The following is a 23740-nucleotide window of genomic DNA, read 5'->3' as shown; positions in this document are numbered from 1 at the left end:
CGCACGGAGGATCTGTGCCGCCCTGCTCTGCTGAGCTGATGCCCCCTGCCGCGTGGGCGAGTTCGCCCCCGGGGCGTTGGGCCCTGCCGCGCGCCCAGGCGCTGTGGAAGCGCCGACTCGTATGGACCGCCTTGACCGTTCTCCTGCTCACACTGGTGCCGTGCGCCGCCGGGACGGCGCACGGCGGTGAGCAGCCGACGGGCCCCATCGGTGCGGTGTCGCGCACACTGCCCCCGCCCGAGGAACGGCCCACGACGGAGGTGCTCGACGGATCCGATTCGCCGGCACACTGCTCCGTCTCCGATCCCGGGCCCGCCGGAACCTCTCCCGCATCCGTACGCGGGCTGCCGTCCGCGAGCGCGGTCACGGACCCGACGACCCCCGTCACACCCCTCACCGCTGACCACCTCGGAGCTGCGCGCAGCCGGATACCGGACGACGACAGCCGTACCGCGCCGGCCCTCCTGTGCAGGTGGCTGATCTAGGAGCCGCCTTCGCGGTCGGCCGCAGTCGATCCGCCGCGCCGCTCGCCTGACAGGCGTGCCGCGCGAGACGAGCACCCGCGCAGCTTCTACAGCGAATGAGAGCGAATCAGAAATGCACTCTCTGACCACGAGTGACTTCACTCCTGCCGGATCCAGCCTTCCAGGGCTTGTCGGCAACACACCCGTCCTTCGGGTGGCCCAGCCGTTCACCCCGCCCGACCGCGGCTTCTGGGCCAAGCTGGAGGGCTTCAACCCGGGTGGCATCAAAGACCGTCCGGCCCTGCACATGGTCGAACGGGCCCGTGCGCGCGGCGAGTTGCTGCCGGGCAGCACGATCGTCGAGTCGACCAGTGGCACCTTGGGGCTCGGCCTCGCCCTGGCCGGGATGGTCTACGGGCATCCCGTCACCCTTGTCACCGATCCGGGTCTGGAACCGTCCATGACCCGTCTCCTTGCGGCGTACGGCGCCACGGTCGACATGGTGCCCCAAGCGCACCCCAGTGGAGGCTGGCAGCAGGCTCGCCGGGACCGGGTCGTCGAGCTGCTCGCCCGGGAGCCAGGGGCTTGGTGCCCCGACCAGTACGGCAACCCCGACAACGTCTCCGCCTACACTCCGCTCGGCCTCGAACTCGCCTCCCAGATCGGCCACATCGACGTGCTCGTCTGCAGTGTCGGCACCGGGGGCCACTCCGCGGGCATCTCCAGGGCGCTGCGTCAGCTCTACCCGGACCTGTGCCTTGTGGGTGTGGACACCGTCGGCTCGACCATCTTCGGGCAGCCCGCCCGGCCCAGGCTCATGCGGGGGCTCGGGTCCAGCATCTACCCGCGCAATGTCGCGTACGAGAACTTCAGCGAGGTGCACTGGGTGGCGCCGGCTGAATCCGTCTGGGCCTGTCGGCAGTTGGCGACGTCCCACTACGCCACCGGCGGCTGGAGTGTCGGCGCGGTCGCGCTCGTGGCCGGGTGGCTGGCTCGTACGCAGTCTCGGGATACGCGCATCGTCGCGATCTTCCCTGACGGGCCTCAGCGCTATCTGGAAACTGTCTACGACGATCATTACTGCGCCGAGAAAGGGCTGTTGGGAGTGGTCCCAGCGTCCGAACCGGAGGTGGTGGGCCGCCCCGACGAGAAGGAAGTGACCCGCTGGACCCGCTGCACCGAGGTCGCGGATCCGCTCTCCCTGTCGGCCAGGACCGACGAGCTCGAAGGAGGAGACCGGTGAAGGGCACCATCGCGCAGGTGCGCTCCTACGACCGGAGCGTGCAGCTCCTGTTCGCCAACCAGTTCACGATCAATCTCGGCTTCTACATGCTGATGCCGTACCTGGCGCAGCACCTGTCGGGCTCGCTCGGCCTCGCGGGCTGGATGGTCGGGCTCGTGCTGGGGGTGCGCAACTTCAGCCAGCAGGGCATGTTCCTCGTCGGAGGCACCCTCGCCGACCGGTTCGGCTACAAGCCGCTGATCGTCGCCGGTTGTGTCCTGCGTACGGTCGGTTTCGCGACGCTCGGTCTGGTCGATTCGGTCGCGGCGTTGATCGCGGCTTCGGCTGCGACCGGCTTCGCGGGCGCGCTGTTCAACCCCGCCGTGCGGGCCTACCTCGCGGCGGACGCGGGTGAGCGCAGGGTCGAGGCGTTCGCCCTGTTCAACGTCTTCTACCAGGCGGGCATCCTGCTCGGCCCGCTCGTCGGGATGCTGCTCACCGGAGTCGACTTCCGCGTCACCTGCCTGACTTCGGCGGCGATCTTCGGCTTGCTGAGCGTGGTGCAGATCCGCGCGCTGCCCGCTCGCAGGGGCGATGGTCCCGCAGGTGGCGGCGACGGTGACGGCGCCGGTGAGCGGGGGAGTGTGCTGGCGCAGTGGCGCGGCGTGATCGCCAACCGGGCGTTCCTGCTCTTCTCCACCGCGATGATCGGCTCGTACGTCCTCTCCTTCCAGGTCTATCTCGCGCTGCCGCTCGAAGTGCGGCGCCTGGGCGGCGACGGCGAGTTCGGCACCGTGGCCGTGGCGCTGCTCTTCGCGGCTTCCGGTCTGACCACGATCCTCTGTCAGACCCGGGTGACGGCCTGGTGCAAGGAGCATCTGGAATCCGGCCGCGCCTTGGCCTGGGGCCTGCTGATCATGGGGGCGGCGTTCATTCCGCTCCTGGCCGCAACCGCCGTGCCGGTGCCGGACGAAGGCATCGGCCTGTGGCTGCTCGCCGCCGTACCGCCCATGCTGGCCGCACTCATGCTGGCGCTGGGCACGATGATCGCGTACCCCTTCGAGATGGACACCATCGTCCGGCTCTCGGGTGACCGCCTCGTCGCCACCCACTACGGCCTCTACAACACCATCTGCGGCATCGGCATCACCCTCGGCAACCTGCTCACCGGAGCAGCCCTCGACGCCGCCCGGGCCGCCGGAATGTCCGCGCTGCCCTGGCTCGCGCTGCTCGGCCTCGGCCTGGCCTGCTCAGCGTCGCTCTATGGCCTGCACCGGACGGGACGCCTGACACGCCCCGAGCCCGAGCCCGCGCCCACGACGGCCTGAGCGACCCCGGGTGCGACCTGGTGGGGGGGGTGGGGACGGGCGGCAACGAGCCGCCCGTCCCCACCTCGAGTGCGCGGCGTAGCTCGACGGCCTCCTGCGCGTCGTCCGTTCACGCCTTCGTGCATGCCTCTGTGTACGCCTCCGGGCAAGGCCTGGACGCGCCCCTCGGGCAACTCGTCGAGCGCGCCCAGCAGTTGATGACCTTGATGACCGCCAAGGCGAGCGTCTTCACTGCGGCGCGTCCTGCCGTCCGCCGTCCTGAGGTGACGGTTGTGCAGGAGTTCTTCAGCTGCCGTCGCACGGGTCGTCGTCCGCGGGTATCGGCTTCGTGTCCGCCGCCAGGCAGGAGGAGTACACCCGCGGGGGCGTGGGTTGTGGCTCTGGTTCCGACGTGGCGTACTCGGTGATGACCGCCCCGGCAGCGACGAGGGCGAGGGATAGCCCTGCCATCGCCGCGAGCCAGGTTCCGCGGCTCACTGATCGCCGCCGAAGTGGTCGCGGAGTTCGTCGCCGCAGTCGTCCTTGGTACCGACCCGGACTCGCGAGAAGCCCAGCACTCCGTCTTCCTTGCCTTCCTGCTTGGCCTGGGCCAGCTGCCTCTCGATGTCCGCGATGTACTCGCCGCACTCGGCGCTGACGGGCTTCTTGGGCTGCGGGCCGCGGGCCGAGGAGGAGTTCAGTTCGGCGGTGGCGGCGATGCCGGCCGCGCACAGGGCCGCCCACGCGGCAACCCACATGCGGCGGCTCATCGGTATCGGCTTAAGCATCCCGGCATCCTACGAGCGCAGACGCGGGCACTCACAGGCGACTCTTGAAACACTTGCCGATATAGGCATATGTTTGTCTCATGGCACGAGCAGCGACGACGTCAGACGTCTTCAACGCCATCGCCGAGCCACAGCGCCGGGACATCCTGGCACTGCTGCGGGCAGGCGAACGGCCGGTGACGGAGGTCGCCGAGGAGCTGGGAATGACGCAGCCCGGAGCGTCCAAGCACCTGCGGGTGCTCCGCGAAGTCGGTCTGGTGCGGGACCGCAAGGCGGGCAAGCAGCGCCTGTACGACCTGGATGCACGTGGGCTGCGAGCGGTTCACGAGTGGACCGGTGGGTTCGAACAATTCTGGAACGAGAGCTTCGACCGGCTGGACGCATACGTACAAGAACTCAAGCAGGAAGAGCCACAGGAGTAGCTGATGAATTCGACTGGGCGAGAAGCGCCGACGCAGTCCGCGACGGCCGACCGCGAGATCGTCATTTCCCGGGACATCGACGCCCCACCGGAACTGGTGTTCAAAGCGTTCACCGAGGTGCGGCACCTGTCGCGCTGGTGGGGGCCAGAGGGGTTCACCACCACTACGCGAGCCTTCGAGTTCCGCGTCGGCGGGGTGTGGCAATTCGTGATGCACGGGCCGGACGGGACCGATTACAGCGAGTGGATCACCTGGACCGAGATCGTCCCGCCGGAGCGGATCGCGATGCTCCATGGCGAGTACCGCGACGACCCGAATGCGTTCGAGTCGGTCCTCACGTTCACGCCCGACGGGGAGAAGACCCGGATCGAGATGCTCACGGTGTTCCCCACCAAGGAGTTGCGCGACGAGGCGGTCAAGAAGCACGGCGCGATCGAGGGTGGTCAGCAGACGCTCGGAAACCTGGCTGCCTACGTCGCGGAGATCGCTCGGAAGGGAGTTGAGGACTGATGGCCGGCAAAGTGTTCTTCAGCGTGTCGATGTCGCTCGACGGGTTCATCGCGCCCGAGTCCCCCGAAGAACTGATGGGGCAGCAGTGGATGGAATTGCAGCGGTGGGTCTTCCCGCAGCGGTTCTTCCGAGAGAACCTGAAGCTCGGGAAGGGTGGTGAGGAAGGGCGCGACAACGACATCGTGCGGGAGACGTTCGAGCGCACCGGCGCAAGCGTGATGGGCAAGCGGATGTTCGATGCCGGTGAGCATGCGTGGCCCGAGGATCCACCGTTCCACACGCCGGTGTTCGTCGTGACGCACGAGAAGCGTGACCCCTGGGTGCGGCGGGGCGGGACCACCTTCTACTTCGTCAACGACGGCATCGAGTCCGCACTCGATCAGGCCCGCAAGGCCGCCGACGACCGAGACGTACGCATCGCGGGCGGCGGCGCGACGATCCTGGAGTACTTGAACGCCGGCCTGATCGACGAGTTCACGATCGCACTCTCGCCCGTGCTGTTCGGCTCCGGAATCCGCCTGTTCGAGGGCGTCGACGCGGGGCGCCTGGCTCTTGACCTGGTTCGTGCGGAGCCTTCGCCGAGGACGACGCATCTCAGCTACACCGTGCGTGCGCGGTAGGGGCGGAGGGCTCGCTCGCGCCCAGCGGTCAGGATGCGTGCTGCAATGCATTGGCGTACTGCTCGTCGGTGACAGGTTCGAGCCAGGTGGTGCCGTCGCCCTCGCCGTCGCCGACGACCATGGCGATGTGCGCCATGAGCGTGGTGTCGGTGCCGCCGTGCCAGTGCTCCTCACCGGCCGGGCACTTGACGATCTGTCCGGCGCTGACCCGCACGACGCCGCCGTCGCGGGTGCCGACCAGTCCGATGCCGTCGGTGATGTAGAGGCTCTGGCCGTTGGCGTGGCTGTGCCAGTTGGTGCGGGCGCCGGGGGTGAAGCGGACCAGGGCGCTGGCGAGGCGGGCAGGTTCGGTCGGGGGCTCGATCATGTTGAGGTAGACGTCGCCGGTGAACCGCTCGGCGGGTGCCTTGGACGTCGGGGTCGAGGTGATGTGCTCCATGGTCTTCATCCTTGTCAGGTGGGGGAGTTGGGGCGCTGCGGGGAGAGGGGGCAGGTTCAGGATGAGTCGCGCTCGTCGGCGATCCTCTTGAGCCGGTAGAGGGCGGCCAGTGTGCTCACGGTGACCAGGCTCCGGTCGCGGGGCGAGAGACCGGGGCGGTTCCAGATGCCACCGAAGAGGACGTTGTTGGTGACCTCGACGAGCTTGGGAGCGATGTCCCTCAGTTCCTCGGGGGCGGACTGCTCGGGCATGGCAGGTCTCCCTTGTTCTGCGTTCTGCAACGGTCTGTGTTCTGCAACGGTCTGATGGTGTGGTGGAATCCGAACGGCTACTGGGCGGTGTAGCCGCCGTCGACGGGCAGGGCAATTCCGGTGACGTAACCGGCGCCGGGGCTGGACAGCCACAGGACGGCCTGGGCGACTTCCTCAGCGGTGCCGAGCCGGTGGATGGCCTGGCCGGTCTCGGCTTGGGTGCGGTCGAGTTCTCCGCCGTCGACCATGGCGTCGACCATGGGGGTGCTGATGGTGCCGGGGCACACCGCGTTGATACGGACGCCGCGCGCGCCGTATTCGAGGGCAGCGCTCTTGGTCAGGCCGATGACGCCATGCTTGGAGGCGTGGTAGGCGGCGCGACCCGGGTTGCCGACGAGGCCGCCGAGGCTGGAGCAGTTGACGACTGAGCCGCTTCCCTGGGTGCGCATGTGGCGCAGTTCGTGCTTCATGGCTGCCCAGACGCCGCGCAGGTTGATGTCCTGGACGCGGTCGAACTGGTCGGCGCTTTCGTCGGCGGCGTCGGTGGGCGGAGGCATGATGCCGGCGTTGTTGTAGGCCATGTCGAGCCGTCCGAAGGTGTCCACGGTGCGGTCGACGGCGGCGGCCACCTGGCCCTCGTCGGTGACGTCGCAGACCAGAGCGATGGCCTGGAGCCCGGCGTCGGTGAGTTCCTCCACGGCGGCGTTGACGGCCTTCTCGTCGATGTCGGCGAGAGCGACGGCGGCGCCGGAGGCGGCGAACGCCCGCGCGGCGGCCAGGCCCATGCCGGAGCTGGCGCCGGTGATGAAGGCGACCTGCCCGGTGAAGTCGTAGGTGGGGTTCCTGGGGTTCTCAGGGATCTTGGGGTTCATGGGGGGGGTGCTCCAGGGAGGTGGTGGGGTGCGGGACGGTCGCGGACCGGTTCAGCTCCGCGCCGACTCCGCTTCAGCTGCCTTGCGCGCTGCCGGGACAGGCAGTCGGACCGCCGACGATCATGCCGACGGCGAAGGCGGTGATCAGCAGTCCGGCGTGGGAGACGCTGGCGCCGAGGTCGGGGGCGATGTCCGGGAGGATGCCGGCGATGACGAACTCGGTGGTGCCCATCAGGAAGGTGCCGGCGGCGAGCACCCACACGACGAAGGGCAGCTTGCCCGAGTGCAGGGCTTGCTGCATGGCCTCGCCGGTGCCGACGCACTCCAGCACGCTGTCGGCGCCGATCCCGCCGGTCAGCTCCTTGATCCGCTCGACGCCTTCGTCGCCGCGCTCGGTGACGATGTCGGTGGCGCCGTACTCGCGGGCGAGCTTCTGACGGGAGGCGTGGCGGGACATGGCGATGATGCGCTCCGCGCCCATCTCCTTGGCGGCGATGACCGCGCACAGGCCGACCGCACCGTCACCGACCACCACGGCGGTCGCCCCGGACTTCACCTCGGCGGCGTCCGCGGCCCACCAGCCGGTGCCCATGACGTCAGAGACGGCCAGCAGGCTCGGCCACAGCTCCTCGCCCGGGATGCCGTCGGTGGCGACCAGGGTGCCCTGGGCGTTGGGGATGCGCACGTAGTCGGCCTGGCAGGTGGACATGAACTCGCGGTGCAGGCAACTGGACTGGAAGCCGTTACGGCAGTTCGCGCAGGTGTTGTCCGAGGTGGCGAACGAGCCGATCACGAACTGGCCCGGCTTGACCGAGGTGACCTCGGAGCCGACCTCCTCGACGAAGCCGACGTACTCGTGGCCCATCGGATGCGGCTCGTCCGTCGGCTCCAGGCCGCGGTAGGGCCACAGGTCCGAGCCGCACACGCAGGTCACCGCGGTGCGGATGATCGCGTCGGTCGGATGGAGGATTTTCGGGTCGTCCAGTGTCTCGAAGCGGATGTCGCCGGGAGCGTGGATCATTGCGCCGCGCATGAGAGGGGTTCCTTCGCGTGCCGAGGCGACGTACCGGGGGAGTGGCCGTCGCCGAGTGCAGGGCCCGTGGCTGTCGCCCGCCCGGTCCACGACCCGGCGACAAGCACCACGTCACCCAGGTAACCCGCTCTTGGCGCGCGCAGCGAGGCACGGTCAAGGGGTGTACTGCCAGTACATCGCTGTGACCGCCGGCGGGACGTACCGTCGAAGGCGTGGACAACCAAGCAGAGGTCCGCGAGTTCCTGACCTCGCGGCGAGCCAAGATCAGCCCCGAGCAGGCGGGGCTGCCCTCCGGCAGCCGGCGCCGGGTGCCCGGTCTGCGCAGGAGCGAGGTCGCCGCCTTGGCGGACATGAGCGTGGAGTACTACTCCAAACTGGAGCGCGGCAACCTCGCCGGCGCTTCCCCGGCTGTCCTGGAGGCCCTTGCCCGCGCCCTGCAGCTCGACGACGCGGAACGCGCCCACCTGCTGAACCTCGCGCACGCGGCGGACGGCTCCGACGCCCTCACCCGCCCCCGGCGGCGTACCCCGCAGTGGAAGGCGCACCGCAGCCTGCAATGGGTCCTGGACGCCGTGACCGCAGGCCCGGCCTTCGTCCGCAACGGCCGCATGGACATCCTCGCCACCAACCAGCTCGCCCGCGCCTTCTACGACGACATCTACGCCGCGCCCCACAACCAGGCCAACCTGGCCCGCTTCAACTTCCTGGACCCCGCTTCCCGGCGCTTCTACCCCGACTGGGAGCAGGCCGCCGACGTCGCTGTGTCGATCCTGCGCACCGAAGCCGGCCGAAACCCCCATGACAAGGGCCTGCACGACCTCGTCGGCGAACTCTCCACCCGAAGCGACGACTTCCGTACCCGCTGGGGCGCCCACAACGTCCGCCACCACGGCACCGGCACCAAACGCTTCCACCACCAGGCCGTGGGCGAGCTGACCCTCGCCTACGAAGGACTGGAGATGGCCGCCGAACCCGGCCTCACCCTCACCATCTACACAGCCGAACCCGGCTCACCCTCCGAAGAGGGCCTACGCCTGCTCGCATCCTGGGCCGCCACCCAAGACGTCGACGCGACGGAACCCTCTACGACGAGCTGACCAGCGCTTAGGGGCTAGGAAAGCGCGGTTGCACCTCTGGGGGGAGGGGCTGGGCTTATCTGGCCCTGAGTCGGTGGTCAACGCAGCCTTAAAGATCACGGTCTGGGGCCTGCAGCGAGTGATGGACGGCGCGTCGACGCCTAGGTTCGGTCTCGTGAGTTCCGAAGCACCCGCCCCAGACCCGTCCACCTACCCCGCGTTTTCTTCCTACCTGACGCAGACATCAAGTCGGCGTCCGCATAAGGCGGTCGGGGTGTCGCGCCCGGTGGACGGCCCGACGTACACCACGCCCTCAAGCCTCGCGCCCTCTCACCCCAGGCAGGGGCGCCATCGTGCGACTGCCGGTATGCCTCGACAACGCCGCTCTCCCACTCGTCCCCGCCCGGTCGCGGCCGGGCCCCGACGGGGCACCCCGCGCTCCTTCTACGGATACGCCTCCGCAGCCCTGCTAGCCCTCACCGCCGCGCTCCTGGCGCAGGCCCACGATCCTGTCAGTCCGCATGCCGGGCCCGCGCAGCAACCGGATGCTCCCAGTCGGCCGTCTCCCCCTGTGCACGATGAGGCAGCCTCCAGGCCTGATCCGCCAGGCACGAGCACGCCACAGCCGAGTTCCCCGGCGAACACCGACGCCCCTCCCCGGTCGAGGCCCTCAGCCGGAAGCGCATCGAGCGTGCTCCGCTTTGGCAGCACGGGCAGCTCAGTTCGGCAGTTGCAGGAGCGGCTACGACAACTACGGCTCTACACGGGCCCGCTGGACGGCTACTACAGTCACGACGTCGCAGCCGCGGTAGCGCGCATGCAACAGGCACGCGCCATCCCTGAACCGCTCGGCGTCTACGGCCCGGACACCCGCACCGCCATCAGGACCGCAGCCACAAATCCTGACATCACCCGTCATAGCCTTTAGACCGGCGCGAGAGCGGTTCGGTAGCAGTTCGGTCGCGGCGATGTCGCGGGTGATGCTTACGCCCTCGACGAGGACGTCCGGGTCCGCCGCCGGGTCGGTGAGGCAGGCGGGGCCGATCAGTGGATGGGTCAGGGCGGGGGAGGCCAACGTGAGCCTGCCGCGGCTGCGCGGGCGGGTGACACCCGGGCCGATGGTGAATCAGTGGCCGAGCCGCGAGGCGCTGTTGAGGTCCTTCATCGCGCCGCTGCTGTTCATCGCCGGCGAGAGAACGACCACCTGATGCCACCGAAGATCCAGCGGTCCAGCGCCAAGCACTACAAGTCGAACACCCTGACCGAGATCGTCGAATATCCAGGACGCTCCCACCTGATGCCGGCACAGGACGGCTGGGAAGAAGTCGCCGACTACGCCCTCGACTGGGCGCTCAGCCACTCCTGACCCACCACCTGCCAGTCGTGGGCCCGGGACACAACCGCCCGTCCCGGGCCCCTGATCGCCTCGACCGCGCTCAGCACCCGGCTGCGCGCTGCGCGCCGCGCCGACCGCGCCCCGTTCGACAACGTCGTAGTACACCAGCCAGCCGCGAATCCCGAGCAACTCCTCTGATCCGCCTATGCATCGGAGGGTTCTGGTTCTCGCGCCCGCATGGCACCATCCGTTGGCGTGGAGTGGTCGAGTCTGGTCGGGACGGGGCTTGGAGCCGTACTGGGAGTGGGAGCTACCTTGGCCGGCGAGCATGTGCGCTGGCGGCGTACCGCCAGGGACAACAGGCTGCAGGATCGCCGGAACATGTACGCGGACTGTCTTGTCTCCTTTCGGAGGGCACACGAAGCCATGCGGCTGGCCGCCGACGAAGAGCATGCGAGTCCGCAGGCCAGAGCGGCCAGGATTCGTCAGGTACACCAGGAGTCGGGATGCGATGAGGCACGGGAACGGCTGATCCTCACAGCACCCCAGGAGGTGGTGACGGCGATCGACGCGTCGTACACCTCGCTGCGAAAGATCCGCGAGGTACTCGCCTCCGGTGCCACCGTGCCGACACGGGACTATCAAGCAGCCAGGCAAGCACACAGAGAGGCGACCGAAGCGGCTCGCAACGTCCTACGTCGCGATCTGAGCTCCCTGGACATCTGAGCAACTGTGTCCCCTGGACGGCTGCTCCGAAGGCCGCCGGTGAACCCCCACCCCGGGGCGAAGGTCTTTGTCTCTGCGCGCCATCACTGTTCGGGCCCGATTACCTCACTGTCGAACACGCGGAAATCTGTGATGGCGGGAGTAGACATTGGGTGGTGGTGTGGTTATGGTTTCTCTCGTAGCCGAGATCGGCAGGGCCCGGCAGAAATGAACTGCCGGGCAGCGGTACCCGCAAGTGCAGTTCGCAGTACTAGCAGTACGCAGTCCCCTTCGGTAAGCAGTTGATCAAGAGGGAAGTACGGAGGAGCTTCGCGCCATCAGGATCGCCCGGGCCGAGTCACGGAGTCCGGGTACCGCAGGACATCGATAGTGAGGTGGTCTCCGGTCACGCAACCGCGATCCCCGCATCTCCACTCACCCCCGGGCGGGCGTGCGGACACAGAAGGCCGGTGCAGCATCAGGGCCGGCAGATGGTGTAGCAGTTCGTTCGGGGCTCGGGTGCCCGTGCGGCACCCGGGCCCCTCAACATGCGTCACAGACAGGCGCGATGGCAGCAGACGACCCCTTCGGCCGTCTCGATGATGATGACTATCCCGCCTGATCACCCTGTTGTGTTCCGCGGGCGGCCACCGCCGCTACTCCGGCTACCAGCTGCGCATCGCTTCTCGCGCCCGGGAAGTCGTCGACTCACCGCCGTGCCGCCGGATCGACCAACTCGACGACCGTGCCGTTGGAACGGTCGTCGCGGCGGTGACGTCGATTTGGTGAGAGTGAGGCTCTACTGCCGCAGATGGCATGGCATGGAGAATACGCCGCATTTGCGGACAGGTCGTGTGCCTGGTGGGAGGCTAGGAGTGTCCGGCCGCCGCCGCGCGGGTGCGGCGGCGGCCGGGGCGCGAGGGACCGGGGCTCCCCTCGATCGGTCCTCGCGCGAGGTGCCCTCCGGGGTGACCAGGGGCTGCGGGAATAGCCCTGTTGGCCGCCACGCCCGGGCGGGCGGCGGCTGGAGCTGTGTCGTCGGCGATGTGGCTCCAGCCGGTCTCGTGAAAAACGTGTGAGTTTGTCACGGCTCGGGGACTGGGAGCCTGCGGTGTGGGCCAGAGCCCAACTGCACCTGGTCTGAGAGTAGAAGGAAGCCGGGGCAATCGGAAGCGGGCGTCCATCACGCTGTTTGCGTGCCTGTGCTCGGCCGGGTCTGACATATCGGTCGGAGTTCGGTCATTCGGCCCCGCTGACCGGACCCTCATTCCTCCTGCGGCTCTTTGACAAGCTGGCCGTTGGGACGCACGCGACCGGCTCGGCGACCACGCGCCGCTCGGCGCATGCGCGTCCGGCCGACCCGTTCGGGGAAGTACCGGCCGTTGCGCCGGACGAGTTGATGCAGATCGACTCCAGTCCGCTGGATGTCCTGGTGCGGCGGCTGACGACGAAGGCGGCCGACGTCTCTGCCCGCGCGTCTCTGCCGTTGATCATTCCGGAGGCGATCGTCTGCGACTACGGAAAGGTGTTCATCTCGCACAACTTCCGCGCCTCCTGCCGCTTCTTGGGCGTCTCGCTGCAGCCGACACGCAAGGCGGCGCCCTCCGAGAAGGGAGTGACCGAGAAGACCCTACCGCCGAGGCCGGCGCCAGGAGGATGGGCCGTTGTGGTCGCTGCCCGAGCTGCCCCAGCCGCAGGAACTGCTGGACGAGTGGATCGTCGCCGTCTGGCAGAACCGGCCTCACGATGCCCTGCGAGATCCAAACGCACCGAAGCGGGCCTTCGCGCCGAACGAGAAGTACACGATGCTGCTGAAGTCGAGCGGCTACGTTCCAGCCCTACTGAGCGGTGAGGACTACGTCGAGTTGCTGCCGGAACGGTGGCAGGCGATCAACGCCCACGGCATCAAGGTCCGCACGCTCGCGAAGCGCCACAACCTCCGCTGCTGGGCCGTCCGCTTCGCCCTGGAGGCCCCACGCCTGACCACCGCAGAGACGAGTCAGCTGACCGACCCCATCACGGGGGAACTCGCCGACCTGGTCGAGGGCCTGATCGACAGTAAGCTCAACGCTCAACGGAAGGCAGATCTGGCCAGAACTCATGGACCACCACGACTACTTGGTCACCTACGACAGCATCCGCCATTACATCCGGCACACACGAACCGAACAGCGTCAGCACGAGCAGAATCGCTGACATCCAACCAAGTCGTGCGGGGTGAGTACACCGGCGTGGGGTGAAAGACGCCGTGTGGCTGGTTCGCGCTCCGGCCGGGGAGTAGCGTGTCTGCGGTCAGCCCTTGTCCGGGTGGTATTCCACCCAATCCCAGTAGTGTGCTTCCGGCCCCGGTAGCTGACCCTTCATCGACCGGAGGCCACCATGCCGAGTCCGCCTTTTCCCCCGCCGGAACCGCCATCGCCGAACGGGCCGCCCAGGCTACCGCGCGAGGCCCGGATCACCGCCGCGCTGATCGACCTGGCCGACACCCTGGTCGACGACTTCGACCCCGCCGAGTTCTTCTACCGCGTCGCCGAACACTGCATGGACCTGCTCGACATCGGTGACGCCGGCGTCATGCTTGCCCTGCCCGACGGTCCCCTGCGCCTGGTCGCCGCCTCTTCCGAACGCGTCCGCCTGGTCGAACTCTTCGAACTAGACGCCAGCGAAGGCCCCTGCTGCAGCGCCTTCCACAAGGCTGCTCCTGTCGACCACGCCATCGACGACATGACCTCACCGCGCTGGCCACGCTTCACCTCACGCGCTCACCACGCCGGCTACACCTCCGTCCACGCCACCCCGATCCGGTTGCGCAGGGAAACCATCGGCGTACTGAACCTCTTCCGCCGCATCCCCGGCACACTTCTGGAAGCCGACCGGCACCTGGCCCGGGCCCTGGCCGACAGCACCGCCATCTCCCTGCTCCAGCAGACCATCCTCGACCAACACCGCACCGTACGCGCCCAGCTCGAAACGGCCCTGGTCACCCGCACCATCATCGAACAGGCCAAAGGCTTCCTCACTGCCCGCCACGGAAGCGACCCCGACACCGCCTTCCGCCGACTGCGCGCCTACGCCCGGCACCACCACCTACGCCTGGCCGACCTTGCCCGCGACATCGTCGACGGCACCATCAGCCTGCCCCCCCCGGACACCGACAAGGCTTCCACTTTCTGAAACCTGGGTGTCGGCATGGGTCCCGGCCGCACGAGTCCGGGCTGCCCGCACCGGTCACAACGGATCGCCGCATACAGCTCGGTCCCGCTCGCCGATATGCGCATTCAGAACCCCAACTGCCTGCGGGAGCCGCCCACGGAGCCGCGGGGGGTTGGTCCTCGCCACCGCCATCCTCAGCCGCCTTCTCCATCACTGCGAAGTGATCTCCATCAACGGCTCCAGCTACCGGGGCTCAAGAACCACCTCAAGGCGATCGAGCGGGACAACCACGTGGCCTGACGCCTCACGTCGTTTCCGGCCGCCGAGCGCTTGATCATTTGTTGCTCACCCGCTGAAAGATCTCGGAGAACTCGCCGGTCTCGATCAGTCCGGCGATCACCTCGGCCATGTTGTCGATGCCGGGATCCCTGACGATCAGGCTGTCCGAGACCCAGAAGTACCGGCCCCCGAACGCCTCGTCGGTCCCTGCCCAGAGTTTCATCAGGCGCTCGACTTCGGCGACGGTGAACACCGTCGCGGTCCAACGTGATCCATCCTCCAGAGCCACGACGACATCGACGTTGCAGACTTCGTCCAAGTCCTCGCCGTCGCTGGGCAGGAACGACGCCTCGAAGCCGTCCATGCGGATCCGATACCAGGGCTCGTCCCACCCTCGCTCGATCGGTTCAGACGATGCGCTGTGGCTCATCGCGCGAGTGTCCCTGGTCGGGGCATCGATCTCAACCAAGATCCCCTGCCGTGCTGCCGCTGCCCGCGGTCAGGCTGGGGACGTTGGTGGTACGTACATAACTGGGGAGAAAAGTCCGTACGCCGACATGGGTGTTTGCCTAGTCGAGAGAATGGTGTGCCGTGGTCACTGGATCAGAGGCAGGCGCTGTAGTCCGAGCCAGCAGCCTCGTTGTTCGCGGAGTGAAGGGCACCAAGGATCAGGCGAGCGCGGTTCCCGCCTGGCCCAACATGCATGAGGCGTTGATGGAACTTCACCACCTCTTGGATGAGTGGTGGACCCTCGCCGGCGCGACCCGGTCCAGCGCGGCAACGCTGCGGCACCGCCGGGCGCTTGTGAGGGAAGGCCGCAGGCGATATTTCACTGAGGACGAATATCGGGACCTGATGCGCAACTCGGGGTTGCAAATGTCCTCGAAGCCGGACTGGCTCGGCAGCTTCCAGAAGGACGTTGACGACCTGATGGCTCCGCCCGCCCCGTTGATGCAGAGGTGGAGCGGGACCAGGCGACGTCAAGCAGCCCGGCGGACGCTGCGCAGCATGATGAGGATCTACTGCCCAGATGTCTTGGCTGTCGTAGAGACGGCGATGGAAGAACGCGGCACTTGGATCATCGAACACCGAGCGGCCTTCAAACAGGCATTTGAGGACGAGAAGACAGATGACGAGATCACCGAAATGATTCGCGAGATGCACCGGACAGAGCACGCACTGCGAGACGCCTCCAAAGAACTGGCGGCTCTGATCCGGGAGAAGTTCCCTCTAGGAGAGGAACCGGGGCCTGGCGTCCGCTGATGCCTCGACCCGCGCAGGAGGCGATCGCGCTGTGGCATTATCCGCCCCGGTGACGGCTCGCTCCGGTGCCTGGAGTCGAAGGTGAGTTCCCCCAGAACCTGTACCCCTGCCTGCGTATGTGGCCGCTATGGGGGTAGGCGGCGGTCATCAGACCGGGTGTCGGGCCAAAGGTGCGGGGTGACGCGGTGGTGCCTGGAGGCGTAGTTCAGCTGCTCTTTGGCCGGCCGATCCTGTCTACCGTGGCGTTCCAGGGATGGGAGCCGGTGTCGGTTGCCCGCGATGCCGCCCGCGAGTTCCTGACCGAGGTACAGGCCGTGCACGGCATCCCGGTCTCCGCGCGCGTGATGGGCACGGTGCAGCTCGTGGTGAGTGAGCTGGTCATCAATGCCTACAAGTACGCGCCCGGGCCGTGTCTGATGGACCTGGAGGTCAGCGGCGGTGGTGTGGAAATCCGTGTGTGGGATGCCGATCCGGTCCTGCCGACGGTCTATCCCGCAGATGCTGAGCGCGTGGGTCAGCACGGTCTGGAGATCGTGACGGGGGTGTGCCGGAGTCTGGAGATGCGTCGTGAGCCGGTGGGCAAACGGGTCACAGCCGTAGTCATGCTCGCCGACGGCCAGGGTGGATATCTGGGCAGTGGCTCGGTGTAACCCGCTTGTGCGATGGTCCCCTTTGCCCCGGTGCAGGAAGCTGTCACCTACGACGGTGCTGGGTGCTGACATCACCGACTGTCCCGGCGCCGTCAGTAGCCGGAAAACCGACGTGCCGCACTCGCCCGTGCTGCTGGCGATGCCCGCTCGGTCAAGGCGTGCGGGGTTTCGGAGGCGGCCAACTGGCCTCAAACGTGGATGGCCGCCGACATGCGGCCGTCACGTGACGGCGGGGTGCGTGCCCGCCGACCTGGCACAGGGTGAGCCGATCGACGGGCCGTGCGGTGGGGTGCGGTGCGTTGTGCGGTAGCTGCGCGCGATACGGCTTGGCGCGTTCGGTCAGCCCGCGGCGGCCAGTTTGATCAGGTAGGAGACGGCGACGGCGGCGGGCTGTGAGACGTAGACGGCGTGTCTGGCGGGCACCTCGACCGTCTTGGCGCCGATCCGTTCGGCCATCGCGCGCTGGGCGGGCGGCGGGATCATCTTGTCGTCGTTCGCCACGAGGGACCACAACACGAGGGCTTGGCCCGCCAGGCGGGGGCGAAGCCGCGCCGCCTGCCGCGTCCAGGCTCCAGGGGACCTGCGAGTCGGCCAGGAACCCGGCCTGGGCAAGCGAGAGGTCGCCAGCGAACTGGTCGCGGTCCAGGAGCAGGTAGCCATCGACCGGCGGCAGGACCGGTGGCACCGCCGCTCCCGGCGGCGGGGCGGCGATCAACGTGTTCACCGACTCGCCCTTGTCGGGCGCGAACGCGGCGATGTACACCAGCGCCGTGACCTTCTCGTGGTTGCCGGCCTCGGTGACCACCACCCCGCCGTAGGAGTGGCCGACCAGGGTGACCGGGGCCCCGGCTGGGCGTCGATGACCTTCCGGGTGGCGGCCACGTCGACGTCCAGCGAGAGCGTGGGGTTCTGCACGACGGCCACCGTGTAGCCGTCGTCCTTGAGGGCCTCGTAGACCCCCGGCCAGCCGGAGCCGTCCACGAATCCGCCGTGGACGAGCACGACAGTCCCGCGCGGAGCGTTCTCGCTCATCATTCCTCCAGGGTTCGTCGGTCCCGTAGATGCGGCCCTTGGTCCGAACCGTAGGAATGACGCCGCCTCGACCGCCCCCGTCAGATGACTCAATTCCGGGGGATGTTCGGTTGCGCGGGCAGACCCGATAGACGTGAGCGCTTGGGACGTGATGGAGGCGGCGAACGGGTCAGATGACTTGCTTCGGCAGGCCGGGCGGACTCGCGACGTGCCGGGGTGGATGTGGGGCAGACGACTCGTAGGGCGTGCGCGCGAGTTGGGCATACTGCACGGCTTCGCCGATGGTTGCCTTGCCGTTGCCGTCATTCCGTATCCGCGGACAAGGACCGTGACGGCGTCGACGTTCACGTCGGCATGCTCGGCGATCCACTTGAACGTGCGGCAGACGCCATGGCAGGTCAGGTCATTGTTCCAGGCAAGTTGAAGCGACCGCACATCAAATGCCAGCGGGCTGCGCTGCGTTGAGCATCCTCGCAGGCGCTTCTGAGTACGCGTACTCAGGGCTCGGCAGTTACCCGGCACTCAAGATGGAGAGCAGACCAGACGACTGGAGACAATCGTGACCATGCCTCGCAGGACAAGCCGAACCGCCGTCGCCTTTCTGCCCGGAAGGACCCGTGTCGGTGCTGCGGCGCTCGCGAGCGCGGCGGTAATCGTGGCACTCACCGGATGCGCCGGCCTCGAATACCAGGAGGACATCTGCAACAGCGGCGAGTACCCGGTCATGACCGTGGGCGATACCGGCTCCGCATGTGTCTCGGACGGGAAAGAGCCACCGGCAGGCTTTGTACGCTATCCGGAAGGCAAGGTGCCACAGGAGGTCGACGACAAGTGGGACGTGTACTGGCGTACTCACTCGCTCGACAAGGATGGCAACATCATCGATGCACCGGACGCAGGCTGACGGACAGCCCGCATCCGGTGGCGTCCTACTACGTGGCGTAGAAGTTTTGATGCGGCTGCAATCTCTGCTTGTACCACCTCAGCGGACCGTTCCTTTGGGCAACAACGGCTCCAGCACTGCCCACCGTGAAGCTAGGAGCCCGCTGATGAAGTCAGCATGCCAACTGTCGGGGCAGCCGGACCGGTCCGGCCTCGCGTGGGCGGAAGATTTGTCGAGCGACGGACTGTGTGCCGAGATCGCCCCGTCGGAGGCGTTGTTGGCAGTTGCTGGGGGCGGTCGCGGGGCGGGGCTAGTGGTGCTTCGTTAGGGCCCGCCACCTTCTTCGAGCTGACGGACGACGAACTGCGCCCGCCGGGCGCTGCGGCGACCTGCCGCCGGGTCGATCAAATGTCGCGGGTACAGGTACGAACCGCCGCGCATCACGCGATTCTTCGGCAGCTCCGGGGACCAAAGGTCGGCACACCACTCCCACATGTTGCCGGAGACGTTATAGAGCCCGTGGCCTCTGCCGCAGCCGCGGCGGACAGCGGCGGCTGCGGGAGCTCTCCTGGGGGTGCGGTTACGCGGCGCCCGCCGCGGCCAGCGCCGCGACCGGCAGGAGCAGGATCCACTGCGGCAGGCGGAGTAGGGGTCTGGGCCAGCCGACGGAGAGGGTGACGACCAGGAAGGCTGCCGCGTACGCGATGAAGTGCGCGGCCACGAACCACGCCACCAGACCGGTCCCCGGCGTACGGTCCGTCAGGGAGAGGTAGAGCAGAGCGAGTCCGGAGAGCACCAGGTCGACGCTCACCATGTGCCACACGGCGTGCAGGACCCGCTTGGGTTCGTCCGCGAGCCCGCCGGACAGCAGCGGCCGCACCACATCGCGATGCCCGCCGACGACGTGCACTGCTGCCACGCCGACAGCGGTGATCCCTGCCGCCAGAAGCCAGCCGTTCACCGGACTTCGATTCCTTTGGCCACGACACTGGCCAGCTGTGCGGCCAACTGCTGGTCAGGCTGCTCCCCGATCAGCCCTACGTGAAAGAACACGGCTCCTGCAAGCGTGTCCAGGACCAGGTCCACGGGCGTTTCGGCCGCGATCTCGCCGCGCAGCATGGCGCGTTCGAAGACAACCAGCAGTCGTTCCTTCGACGGGGCCAGGAAGTCGCCGCGGATGCGCGCCTTCAGTTCCGGATCGGCGGCGAAGTCGGCGAGCAGCCCCGGGAGTGCCGCCGCGGCGGCGGGCGCGCGGAACTCGTCGACCAGGCCCTGCAGCAGTACGGCCAGATCCCCGGCCAGCGTTCCGGTGTCCGGGGGCGGAGTGTCATCGGTCGTCGTGAAGACGGCCTCGAAGACCAACTCCGGCTTGCCCGACCACCGCCGGTAGATCGTGTCCTTGCCGACACCGGCCCGCGCGGCCACCGCCCCGATCGATGTCGCGGGGTAGCCGACCTCGACGACCAGCTCTGCCGCCGCGCCGATGATCGCCTCGTGCGATCGGGGATCCCTGGGACGCCCCCTGGAGGGCGGAGAGGAACTCATGTCATTTACCGTACGGGTCGACCCGTAAGGTAAACAAGAGGCTGTTGGCGTCAGGTGCGGCGGGAGCCGGTGAGGCAAGCGGCGAGTCAGTAGATGATGGACACGATCTGGCACGCGGCTTCGGCGAGCTGACGATCTCCTTGCACATGAGCATGGGCTAGGGCATCCGCAGGATCGATGTTCCGGGTGGCCAAGCGCCACAGGGTGTCTGCATCCAGCAGCACTGCTGCGGTCGGTCGGCCGCTCGGTGCTTCGGCCAACGACCATCGGTCCGCAGTGGCAGTGGCAGTCGCCGTCCAAGTGCCGCCGGCGGGGCCCTCGGCGATCACCTGGACCTGCGCCCCTACTGGTGCTGACGTGCGTCGGAGTGTGTGAGGCAGGGCCCGCATGAAGGTATCGAGGACCATGGCCAGGGCACGCGGCTCAGGGTCGGTGTCGCGGCCGATGGCGTGGCGGATCTGCTGGCGGTGAGTCCAGTGCTCGGTGAACTCCCGGGCGATGTCCAGCCAGGCCGGCGCAGGGTCGACACCTGCCCACGACACGCCCAGGGCGGCCGCGTCAAGGTCGGCTGTGGCGAATCGCTGGGCCAGCTGGGTGCCTGCCGCTTCCAGGGCGTCGATGAGCGAAGCAGGGGTGTCGTGCGCGTGCAGGTCGACCCATTCCTGGTTCGTGCGGTGGATGAACGCCTCGAGCGTTTCGCCGTCGGCGAGGTTGTTCCGGAAGTTGTGGCCGAGGCGGCCGTAGTAGTCGCCGAGGAGATGGGCGGCAACGTCGTGCACCGTCCAGTGCCCGGCTGCCGTCCTGGTCCAGTCGGCGGGTGTCAGGCCACGCAGGGTATCGAGCAGCGACCTGAGCTCCTGACCGAACAGCGCACGTGCGTCGATCGGGTTGCCCAGCCAAGAAATGCCGGAAACGCCGTTGGACTCGGGACTCATGGCCACAGCCTGGCAGTTGGGGGCCGTGGCCTGCCATCGAATACTCCTTGTCGTAGCTCCTCCGTGGATGCTGGCGGTCGTGATCTGTTGGTAGTGGTGGGGCGGATCATTTTCCGTACGCGCGCAGGAAGACGTCCACGGTGGGGTCCGCGGCGGTGTCCAGGGTGGCGGCGGAGCGGTACTCCAGCGAGCCGGTGATCAGGGAGAGGAAGTGGTCGGCGGCGAGCTCCGGGTCGCATCTGCTCAGGCGGCGGCCATCGAGGGCCAGGCGGGCCAGGCGGTCACCGAGGGCGGAGCGCACCCGCAGGGTTGTGCGCTCGCGTACGTTCGCCGCCAGGTCGGGGAATTGCGCCGCCTGCGCACAGGCCAACTGCCGTACGGCGATGGCGTCTTCGTCACCAAACGCTTTCAGTGGGCCGTGGGGCCACGGCCGTGAGCGCGGTGCGCGGATCGGCGTCTGTGGCGGTTTCGCGCAGTTGGTCGACGGCAGCGAGGCTGCGTGCGCTGACCCGGTCAGCGGCGGCCTCGACGGCCTCGCGGTAGAGGCTCTCCTTGTCGTTCAGATGGCTGTCGACGGTCGGTTTGGCCACGCCCGCCTCCTGGGCGATCTCCTTCACGCGTGCCTGGGCGCAGCCGCGCCGTGCGAACACCGCGAACGTTCCGTCCAGGATCGCCTGCCGCCGCCCGCTCAGCCCACGAGCCGTACGCCTGCCGTCGGTTGACACTTCCTCGGTCGCGGTCTCCTTGAACGCAAAAGGAGCGCGAGCGTGTGCTCGCGGTGATGCGGCGGACGGCCTCTGTCGAGTCGGTGTCGTTCCCGACGGTGGGTCAGGTACTCGGCGATCCCGACGGCTTCACCCATGCCTGCTGCGTCGGCATCGCCGAACTGCCGGTTCTGCGGCGGTACAGGCATGATCCGGTCCATCTGGCCGGCGACCCGCAGATCATGCCCTATCTGGCCAGGATCGCCATTGGCCCGGACCTGTCCGACGGCATGACGCCCACCCTGGCCCGGGACCCCTTGCCCTGCACGAGGAGAAGGTCGCGCTCTACCCGCAGTGGGCCGCCGAACTCGGCCCACTGTTGGCATCCTCGTGACGTGAACTGGTAGTTCGTGTCGCATGACAGTTCCGGACCGGTGGGCGGTGGCGGAATGCGCCGACTGAGATCGGCGCCTGGTCGGGACCGGTCCAGCCTGTCCTTCGAGCGCAGCTTCTCCAGCAGCAGCACATGAAGGTGGTCCCAGACGTCGGCCTCGTCGCAATGACCGATGCGATGCCCGGGTGGCCCCAGGCGTTGGGCCGGGTGGGTCGCAGATGTGGTCCGTTGTGCCGAACCGGGGGCGTGGGGGGATTTCCTGAGTCTGTGTCGGCAAGGTCTAGGTTCCGACGTCTTTCTGTCTCCACCCCGCCGAACTGGATCTTCCGAGGACGAGGAATCACTCATGGTCGACAGACATGCCGCCCGACCCGGCCGCCACCCCCTCCTGCCTGCCCGACTTCCCTGGTTCGTGGTGAGCGTGCTGGGTGCGTTCGTACTGACGGGGTTGCCGGTGGCTGCGGCTGTCGTGCCGCCCGCGCCGACTCCGCCTGTGCCGGCCCCGCAGTCCTCCGCGGTGCCGGCGCCCCCGTCGGCTGCGCAGACGCTGGCCGCTGACAAGCCGTCAGGGGGTTTGCTGCGGGCACTGCAGCGTGACCTGGGGCTGTCGGACGTGCAGGCGCGGGCCCGGTTGGTGAACGAGGCTGAGGCGGGGACGCGGGCGGGTCGGCTTCAGAACACGCTGGGCAAGAACTTCGCCGGCGCCTGGGTGCAGGGCACGACCTCCGCCCGCCTCGTGGTAGCCACCACGAACGCCGCGAATGTGGCCGCGATCAAGGCGGAGGGGGCGCAGGCCAGGGTCGTCAAGCACGGTCTGGGTGAGTTGGCGGCGCTCACGGCGAAGCTGAATTCCGCCGCCGCGGCGGGTGCGGGTCTGGATACGCCGGTGCGGTATGTCGATGTGCGGGCCAACAAGGCGACGGTGCAGGCGACGAGCAGCGCGTCAGCCGACAAGCTGATCGCGGCGGCCGGAGTCGACCGGCGGCTCCTGGACGTCAAGGTGTCGGCCGACCGCCCGCGCGCGCTGCACGACGTCCGCGGGGGCGACGCGTACTACATCGACGAGAAGGCTCGATGTTCGGTCGGGTTCTCGGTGACCAAGGGCACCCAGCAGGGGTTCGCCAGCGCCGGGCACTGCGGCAAGCCGGGCGCGAAGACCACCGGCTTCAACAAGGTCTCCCAGGGTGCCTTCGAGGCGTCGGTCTTTCCGCAGAAGGACATGTCCTGGGTGGGCGTGAACAGCCAGTGGGTTGCCACGCCGCGGGTGAAGAGTCAGGGGGCGGCGGACGTGCAGGTCACCGGCTCCGTGCAGGCGCTGGTGGGCGCGGCGGTCTGCCGGTCCGGTTCCACCACCGGCTGGCACTGCGGGACCATCGAGCAGCACGGCGCCAGCGTGGACTACGCGGAGGGCTCCATCCAGGGGGTGACCCGCACCACGGTGTGTGCGGAGCCGGGGGACTCGGGTGGCTCCTACATCTCCGGCAGCCAGGCCCAGGGTGTGACGTCCGGGGGCAGCGGTGACTGCAAGAGCGGCGGGATCACTTTCCATCAGCCGTTGAACCCGCTGCTCAATGAGTTCGGACTCACGTTGAAGACCGCCCTCGCCCAGCGGGATCCCAGTACGCAGGGGACCTCGGGTAGTTGGGGTGCGGGCAAGGTCTATCAGACCGGGTCACGCGTGACCTCCGACGGCGTCACCTACGTGTGCCTGCAGCCGCATCAGGCGCAGGGCGGGTGGCAGCCTGCCCGCACACCGGCCCTGTGGCAGCGCGTCTGACGGGCAGTTCGTTCACCCACAACCCTTGCCACATCCCTTGCCGAACCAGCGACGACAGGGGGCTGGTGTCTCAGGGGTTG

The 23740-nt window shown here is 68.1% G+C and carries 30 protein-coding genes and 5 pseudogenes; 20 read left to right on the top strand and 15 right to left on the bottom strand.

Translation table 11 applies throughout. The annotated features are described in order from the left end of the window. Positions 1-38: 38 nt before the first annotated feature. The 3 genes from ACWGI2_RS31850 to ACWGI2_RS31840 all read left to right on the top strand — a co-directional run bounded on the left by ACWGI2_RS31850 (position 39) and on the right by ACWGI2_RS31840 (position 3014). Entirely contained in the window at positions 39-485 is a 447-nt protein-coding gene (locus ACWGI2_RS31850; RefSeq protein WP_453699115.1) for a hypothetical protein, read from the top strand. 112 nt (positions 486-597) lie between these two features. Further along, complete coding sequence (locus ACWGI2_RS31845; protein WP_453699113.1) at positions 598-1707, top strand: PLP-dependent cysteine synthase family protein; 1110 nt, start codon at positions 598-600, stop codon at positions 1705-1707. Continuing rightward, positions 1704-3014, top strand: coding sequence for an MFS transporter (locus ACWGI2_RS31840; protein WP_453699112.1), 1311 nt, complete (start codon positions 1704-1706; stop codon positions 3012-3014). Before ACWGI2_RS31845 ends, ACWGI2_RS31840 begins: the two co-directional genes overlap by 4 nt. A gap of 285 nt (positions 3015-3299) precedes the next feature. Here the strand turns inward: ACWGI2_RS31840 and ACWGI2_RS31835 are convergent, their stop codons facing one another. Then, entirely contained in the window at positions 3300-3464 is a 165-nt protein-coding gene (locus ACWGI2_RS31835) for a hypothetical protein (RefSeq protein WP_453699111.1), read from the bottom strand. 23 nt (positions 3465-3487) lie between these two features. Further along, a complete protein-coding gene (locus tag ACWGI2_RS31830) occupies positions 3488-3781 on the bottom strand; it encodes a hypothetical protein (RefSeq protein WP_453699109.1) in 294 nt (97 codons plus the stop codon). Between the two features lie 80 nt (positions 3782-3861). Between ACWGI2_RS31830 and ACWGI2_RS31825 the strand changes: the two genes are divergently transcribed. From ACWGI2_RS31825 to ACWGI2_RS31815, 3 genes are read left to right on the top strand one after another with little or no spacing between them, the layout of a single operon-like run. Next, the gene (locus tag ACWGI2_RS31825) at positions 3862-4203 is read left to right on the top strand and encodes an ArsR/SmtB family transcription factor (RefSeq protein WP_453401739.1); all 342 of its coding nucleotides are present in this window, start codon (positions 3862-3864) and stop codon (positions 4201-4203) included. A gap of 3 nt (positions 4204-4206) precedes the next feature. Next, entirely contained in the window at positions 4207-4713 is a 507-nt protein-coding gene (locus ACWGI2_RS31820) for an SRPBCC family protein (RefSeq protein WP_453699108.1), read from the top strand. After that, positions 4713-5333 (top strand): dihydrofolate reductase family protein, encoded by a 621-nt coding sequence (locus ACWGI2_RS31815; RefSeq protein ID WP_453699106.1) that lies wholly within the window; start codon positions 4713-4715, stop codon positions 5331-5333. Before ACWGI2_RS31820 ends, ACWGI2_RS31815 begins: the two co-directional genes overlap by 1 nt. Before the next feature lie 28 nt (positions 5334-5361). Here the strand turns inward: ACWGI2_RS31815 and ACWGI2_RS31810 are convergent, their stop codons facing one another. The 4 genes and pseudogenes from ACWGI2_RS31810 to ACWGI2_RS31795 all read right to left on the bottom strand — a co-directional run bounded on the left by ACWGI2_RS31810 (position 5362) and on the right by ACWGI2_RS31795 (position 7928). Continuing rightward, positions 5362-5772, bottom strand: a complete 411-nt coding sequence (locus tag ACWGI2_RS31810) for a (R)-mandelonitrile lyase (protein WP_453699105.1) — start codon at positions 5770-5772, stop codon at positions 5362-5364. Positions 5773-5852: 80 nt separating this feature from the next. Then, a pseudogene (locus tag ACWGI2_RS31805) lies at positions 5853-6023 on the bottom strand (carboxymuconolactone decarboxylase family protein); the annotation flags it as partial. Positions 6024-6100: 77 nt separating this feature from the next. After that, entirely contained in the window at positions 6101-6895 is a 795-nt protein-coding gene (locus tag ACWGI2_RS31800) for an SDR family oxidoreductase (protein WP_453699104.1), read from the bottom strand. A 73-nt stretch (positions 6896-6968) separates the two neighbouring features. After that, entirely contained in the window at positions 6969-7928 is a 960-nt protein-coding gene (locus ACWGI2_RS31795) for a zinc-binding dehydrogenase (RefSeq protein WP_453699103.1), read from the bottom strand. A gap of 212 nt (positions 7929-8140) precedes the next feature. On the opposite strand from ACWGI2_RS31795, the gene ACWGI2_RS31790 reads away from it, so the two are divergent. The 9 genes and pseudogenes from ACWGI2_RS31790 to ACWGI2_RS31750 all read left to right on the top strand — a co-directional run. Continuing rightward, positions 8141-9025, top strand: a complete 885-nt coding sequence (locus tag ACWGI2_RS31790; RefSeq protein ID WP_453699102.1) for a helix-turn-helix transcriptional regulator — start codon at positions 8141-8143, stop codon at positions 9023-9025. A gap of 121 nt (positions 9026-9146) precedes the next feature. Next, the gene (locus ACWGI2_RS31785) at positions 9147-9932 is read left to right on the top strand and encodes a peptidoglycan-binding protein (RefSeq protein WP_453699448.1); all 786 of its coding nucleotides are present in this window, start codon (positions 9147-9149) and stop codon (positions 9930-9932) included. A gap of 148 nt (positions 9933-10080) precedes the next feature. Then, positions 10081-10212 (top strand): hypothetical protein, encoded by a 132-nt coding sequence (locus ACWGI2_RS31780; protein WP_453699100.1) that lies wholly within the window; start codon positions 10081-10083, stop codon positions 10210-10212. After that, a complete protein-coding gene (locus ACWGI2_RS31775; RefSeq protein WP_453699099.1) occupies positions 10212-10370 on the top strand; it encodes a hypothetical protein in 159 nt (52 codons plus the stop codon). The genes ACWGI2_RS31780 and ACWGI2_RS31775 overlap by 1 nt, the downstream gene beginning before the upstream one ends. A gap of 285 nt (positions 10371-10655) precedes the next feature. After that, complete coding sequence (locus ACWGI2_RS31770; protein ID WP_453401730.1) at positions 10656-11066, top strand: hypothetical protein; 411 nt, start codon at positions 10656-10658, stop codon at positions 11064-11066. A 547-nt stretch (positions 11067-11613) separates the two neighbouring features. Further along, positions 11614-11834, top strand: a pseudogene (locus tag ACWGI2_RS31765) (hypothetical protein). Positions 11835-12709: 875 nt separating this feature from the next. Further along, positions 12710-13285 carry a hypothetical protein gene (locus tag ACWGI2_RS31760; protein WP_453401729.1) on the top strand — a complete coding sequence of 192 codons (576 nt, stop codon included), beginning with the start codon at positions 12710-12712 and terminating at the stop codon, positions 13283-13285. A gap of 139 nt (positions 13286-13424) precedes the next feature. Next, positions 13425-14219 carry a GAF and ANTAR domain-containing protein gene (locus ACWGI2_RS31755; protein WP_453699098.1) on the top strand — a complete coding sequence of 265 codons (795 nt, stop codon included), beginning with the start codon at positions 13425-13427 and terminating at the stop codon, positions 14217-14219. 145 nt (positions 14220-14364) lie between these two features. After that, a pseudogene (locus tag ACWGI2_RS31750) lies at positions 14365-14498 on the top strand (ATP-binding protein); the annotation flags it as partial. A gap of 34 nt (positions 14499-14532) precedes the next feature. Here ACWGI2_RS31750 and ACWGI2_RS31745 read toward each other — a convergent pair. Then, positions 14533-14907 carry a hypothetical protein gene (locus ACWGI2_RS31745; RefSeq protein ID WP_453699447.1) on the bottom strand — a complete coding sequence of 125 codons (375 nt, stop codon included), beginning with the start codon at positions 14905-14907 and terminating at the stop codon, positions 14533-14535. Between the two features lie 221 nt (positions 14908-15128). Here ACWGI2_RS31745 and ACWGI2_RS31740 point away from each other — a divergent pair, with 221 nt between their 5' ends. Together ACWGI2_RS31740 and ACWGI2_RS31735 are read left to right on the top strand one after the other, a co-directional pair. Beyond that, positions 15129-15740, top strand: coding sequence for a hypothetical protein (locus ACWGI2_RS31740; protein WP_453699097.1), 612 nt, complete (start codon positions 15129-15131; stop codon positions 15738-15740). A gap of 239 nt (positions 15741-15979) precedes the next feature. Beyond that, positions 15980-16390, top strand: coding sequence for an ATP-binding protein (locus ACWGI2_RS31735; RefSeq protein ID WP_453699095.1), 411 nt, complete (start codon positions 15980-15982; stop codon positions 16388-16390). A gap of 339 nt (positions 16391-16729) precedes the next feature. Here the strand turns inward: ACWGI2_RS31735 and ACWGI2_RS31730 are convergent, their stop codons facing one another. Both ACWGI2_RS31730 and ACWGI2_RS31725 read right to left on the bottom strand, forming a co-directional pair. Continuing rightward, positions 16730-16891, bottom strand: coding sequence for a hypothetical protein (locus ACWGI2_RS31730; protein ID WP_453699094.1), 162 nt, complete (start codon positions 16889-16891; stop codon positions 16730-16732). Between the two features lie 16 nt (positions 16892-16907). Further along, positions 16908-17357, bottom strand: a pseudogene (locus ACWGI2_RS31725) (alpha/beta fold hydrolase); the annotation flags it as partial. 630 nt (positions 17358-17987) lie between these two features. Between ACWGI2_RS31725 and ACWGI2_RS31720 the strand changes: the two are divergent. Then, a complete protein-coding gene (locus ACWGI2_RS31720; RefSeq protein WP_453401779.1) occupies positions 17988-18326 on the top strand; it encodes an SCO0607 family lipoprotein in 339 nt (112 codons plus the stop codon). 303 nt (positions 18327-18629) lie between these two features. Here ACWGI2_RS31720 and ACWGI2_RS31715 read toward each other — a convergent pair. The 6 genes and pseudogenes from ACWGI2_RS31715 to ACWGI2_RS31690 form a co-directional block, all read right to left on the bottom strand. Further along, positions 18630-18821, bottom strand: a pseudogene (locus ACWGI2_RS31715) (SUMF1/EgtB/PvdO family nonheme iron enzyme); the annotation flags it as partial. Positions 18822-18885: 64 nt separating this feature from the next. Further along, a complete protein-coding gene (locus ACWGI2_RS31710) occupies positions 18886-19266 on the bottom strand; it encodes a hypothetical protein (protein WP_453401724.1) in 381 nt (126 codons plus the stop codon). Further along, on the bottom strand, positions 19263-19850 hold the full coding sequence (locus tag ACWGI2_RS31705; protein WP_453401723.1) for a TetR/AcrR family transcriptional regulator: 588 nt from the start codon (positions 19848-19850) through the stop codon (positions 19263-19265). The genes ACWGI2_RS31710 and ACWGI2_RS31705 overlap by 4 nt, the downstream gene beginning before the upstream one ends. An 86-nt stretch (positions 19851-19936) precedes the next feature. Beyond that, a complete protein-coding gene (locus ACWGI2_RS31700; protein ID WP_453401722.1) occupies positions 19937-20785 on the bottom strand; it encodes a maleylpyruvate isomerase family mycothiol-dependent enzyme in 849 nt (282 codons plus the stop codon). Between the two features lie 106 nt (positions 20786-20891). Continuing rightward, entirely contained in the window at positions 20892-21155 is a 264-nt protein-coding gene (locus tag ACWGI2_RS31695; RefSeq protein ID WP_453699093.1) for a TetR/AcrR family transcriptional regulator C-terminal domain-containing protein, read from the bottom strand. A 25-nt stretch (positions 21156-21180) separates the two neighbouring features. Continuing rightward, the gene (locus tag ACWGI2_RS31690; RefSeq protein WP_453699091.1) at positions 21181-21510 is read right to left on the bottom strand and encodes a TetR/AcrR family transcriptional regulator; all 330 of its coding nucleotides are present in this window, start codon (positions 21508-21510) and stop codon (positions 21181-21183) included. A 44-nt stretch (positions 21511-21554) separates the two neighbouring features. Between ACWGI2_RS31690 and ACWGI2_RS31685 the strand changes: the two genes are divergently transcribed. Together ACWGI2_RS31685 and ACWGI2_RS31680 are read left to right on the top strand one after the other, a co-directional pair. Continuing rightward, complete coding sequence (locus ACWGI2_RS31685; RefSeq protein ID WP_453699090.1) at positions 21555-21896, top strand: hypothetical protein; 342 nt, start codon at positions 21555-21557, stop codon at positions 21894-21896. 333 nt (positions 21897-22229) lie between these two features. Further along, the gene (locus ACWGI2_RS31680; RefSeq protein WP_453699089.1) at positions 22230-23660 is read left to right on the top strand and encodes a carbohydrate-binding protein; all 1431 of its coding nucleotides are present in this window, start codon (positions 22230-22232) and stop codon (positions 23658-23660) included. Positions 23661-23740 lie beyond the last annotated feature (80 nt).

This window comes from Streptomyces sp. NPDC054866 (genome assembly GCF_053610745.1).
Note: the sequence above shows the minus strand (reverse complement) of the source record. Positions and strands in the feature narration are given on the sequence as shown.

Bases quoted from the DNA above. Each gene is read 5' to 3' on its own strand.
- ACWGI2_RS31850 (WP_453699115.1), top strand. From the start codon at position 39: ATGCCCCCTGCCGCGTGGGCGAGTTCGCCCCCGGGGCGTTGGGCCCTG.
- ACWGI2_RS31845 (WP_453699113.1), top strand. From the start codon at position 598: ATGCACTCTCTGACCACGAGTGACTTCACTCCTGCCGGATCCAGCCTT.
- ACWGI2_RS31835 (WP_453699111.1), bottom strand. From the start codon at position 3,464: ATGGCAGGGCTATCCCTCGCCCTCGTCGCTGCCGGGGCGGTCATCACC.
- ACWGI2_RS31830 (WP_453699109.1), bottom strand. From the start codon at position 3,781: ATGCTTAAGCCGATACCGATGAGCCGCCGCATGTGGGTTGCCGCGTGG.
- ACWGI2_RS31825 (WP_453401739.1), top strand. From the start codon at position 3,862: ATGGCACGAGCAGCGACGACGTCAGACGTCTTCAACGCCATCGCCGAG.
- ACWGI2_RS31820 (WP_453699108.1), top strand. From the start codon at position 4,207: ATGAATTCGACTGGGCGAGAAGCGCCGACGCAGTCCGCGACGGCCGAC.
- ACWGI2_RS31815 (WP_453699106.1), top strand. From the start codon at position 4,713: ATGGCCGGCAAAGTGTTCTTCAGCGTGTCGATGTCGCTCGACGGGTTC.
- ACWGI2_RS31810 (WP_453699105.1), bottom strand. From the start codon at position 5,772: ATGGAGCACATCACCTCGACCCCGACGTCCAAGGCACCCGCCGAGCGG.
- ACWGI2_RS31800 (WP_453699104.1), bottom strand. From the start codon at position 6,895: ATGAACCCCAAGATCCCTGAGAACCCCAGGAACCCCACCTACGACTTC.
- ACWGI2_RS31795 (WP_453699103.1), bottom strand. From the start codon at position 7,928: ATGCGCGGCGCAATGATCCACGCTCCCGGCGACATCCGCTTCGAGACA.
- ACWGI2_RS31785 (WP_453699448.1), top strand. From the start codon at position 9,147: ATGGACGGCGCGTCGACGCCTAGGTTCGGTCTCGTGAGTTCCGAAGCA.
- ACWGI2_RS31775 (WP_453699099.1), top strand. From the start codon at position 10,212: ATGCCACCGAAGATCCAGCGGTCCAGCGCCAAGCACTACAAGTCGAAC.
- ACWGI2_RS31755 (WP_453699098.1), top strand. From the start codon at position 13,425: ATGCCGAGTCCGCCTTTTCCCCCGCCGGAACCGCCATCGCCGAACGGG.
- ACWGI2_RS31745 (WP_453699447.1), bottom strand. From the start codon at position 14,907: ATGAGCCACAGCGCATCGTCTGAACCGATCGAGCGAGGGTGGGACGAG.
- ACWGI2_RS31720 (WP_453401779.1), top strand. From the start codon at position 17,988: ATGCCTCGCAGGACAAGCCGAACCGCCGTCGCCTTTCTGCCCGGAAGG.
- ACWGI2_RS31705 (WP_453401723.1), bottom strand. From the start codon at position 19,850: ATGAGTTCCTCTCCGCCCTCCAGGGGGCGTCCCAGGGATCCCCGATCG.
- ACWGI2_RS31700 (WP_453401722.1), bottom strand. From the start codon at position 20,785: ATGAGTCCCGAGTCCAACGGCGTTTCCGGCATTTCTTGGCTGGGCAAC.
- ACWGI2_RS31680 (WP_453699089.1), top strand. From the start codon at position 22,230: ATGGTCGACAGACATGCCGCCCGACCCGGCCGCCACCCCCTCCTGCCT.